This window comes from Streptomyces sp. NPDC058279, assembly GCF_042881255.1.
GTDB lineage: Bacteria > Actinomycetota > Actinomycetes > Streptomycetales > Streptomycetaceae > Streptomyces.
On record NZ_JBHVYA010000056.1, the window covers coordinates 1 to 1,472 of the forward strand.

The 1,472-nt window shown below is 69.0% G+C and carries 1 protein-coding gene; it reads left to right on the forward strand.

All coding sequences use genetic code 11. The features are described 5' to 3' along the window. Positions 1-390 precede the first annotated feature (390 nt). Positions 391-1,437, forward strand: coding sequence for an IS30 family transposase (locus ACFVXJ_RS31265; RefSeq protein ID WP_389666838.1), 1,047 nt, complete (start codon positions 391-393; stop codon positions 1,435-1,437). Positions 1,438-1,472 lie beyond the last annotated feature (35 nt).

Genomic DNA, 1,472 nt, shown 5'->3' on the forward strand with positions numbered 1-1,472 from the left:
GGCGGGTTCTAGCGATCCCCGCAACACCCTGTTGTTCAGGGAGTTGCGGGGATCGTGGATTTTGGGGACTTGAAGGCAAGGTTCTTCGAAGCGCTGGATCGGGAGAACGGCAGTATCTCGGGTGCGGCTCGGGCGGTCGGGGCGAACCGTCACACGGCGGCTGCGTGGGCCCGCAAGGCCGGTGTCCGTGGTCGTGGGAAGCCTGGCACGGACGGGCATCCGGGACGGGTGGAGTATCACCGGCTGCGTGCGTTGGGGGTCCGGCGGCGGGCGGCCGCCGCACAGGTCGGGGTCCACGAACGCACTGCCCGGGACTGGGACCGCGGTATCCGGAAGATCGGTAACGCGCGCCTGCACCCCGATGGGCGCAGGATCGACTACACAACGGGCATGACCAGGACCGTCGCCGCCACGTCAGCGCCGGCTCTTGCGGCGGTCGAGGCCGAGCTGCACCCACGGTTCCTGACGGTGACCGAGCGGGAGTTGATCGCCGACATGCGCCGTGAGGGCCGATCGCTGCGGGCGATCGGACGGGCGCTGGACCGGCCGGCGTCCACCGTCAAGCGCGAGATCGACGCACACGCGGTCGATGGTGTCTATCAGCCGCATCGGGCCCAGCGGGCGTGGGCGAAGAGCCGGTCGCGCCCCAAGGGGTCCAGGCTCGCCCAGGACGGTCCGCTGCGCGAGTTCGTTGCGGACGGGCTGCGGGAGAGGTGGTCGCCCGAGCAGATCTGTCACGCTCTGCCCATCGAGTTCCCCGACGACGAGAGCATGCGGGTGAGTCCGGAGACGATCTACCAGGCGATCTATGTCCAGGCCCGTGGCGGGTTGCGCCGCGAGGTTGCCCTCGCGCTGCGCACCGGGCGCACCCGCCGCAAGCCGCACCGCAGCCCGGAGCAGCGCACGCGCCGGTTCGTCGACGAGATGGTGATGATCTCCGAGCGTCCTGCCGAGGTCGAGGACCGGGCGGTTCCCGGCCACTGGGAGGGTGATCTGATCGTCGGTCCCCGCAGCGAGAGCGCGATCGTCACTTTGGTCGAGCGCTCCACCCGTTACGTCCTGCTGGGGCATCTGCCCGGCGGGCACACCGCCGAGGAGGTCCGCGATGTGCTGGTGCCCTTGATCCAGACGCTGCCCGGGCACCTGCGCGGCTCGCTGACCTGGGACCAAGGATGCGAGATGGCCGCGCACAAGCAGTTCACCGTGGCCACGGGAGTGCCGGTCTACTTCTGCGACCCGCACTCGCCCTGGCAACGCGGATCGAACGAGAACACGAACGGCCTGTTGCGGCAGTACTTCCCCAAGAGCACCGATCTGTCCGTGCACAGCCCCGAGGACCTCGAACACGTCGCCCAGCAACTCAACGGCCGACCACGCAAAACGCTCGGCTGGAGAACCCCAGCCGAGCGCCTGCGTGATCTACTGACGACCGCGTAAGCCATCAGGTGTTGCGAGGACCCCAAGAATCTGCC

Coding starts and splice junctions, on each gene's coding strand:
- ACFVXJ_RS31265 (WP_389666838.1), top strand. CDS start 391: ATGACCAGGACCGTCGCCGCCACGTCAGCGCCGGCTCTTGCGGCGGTC.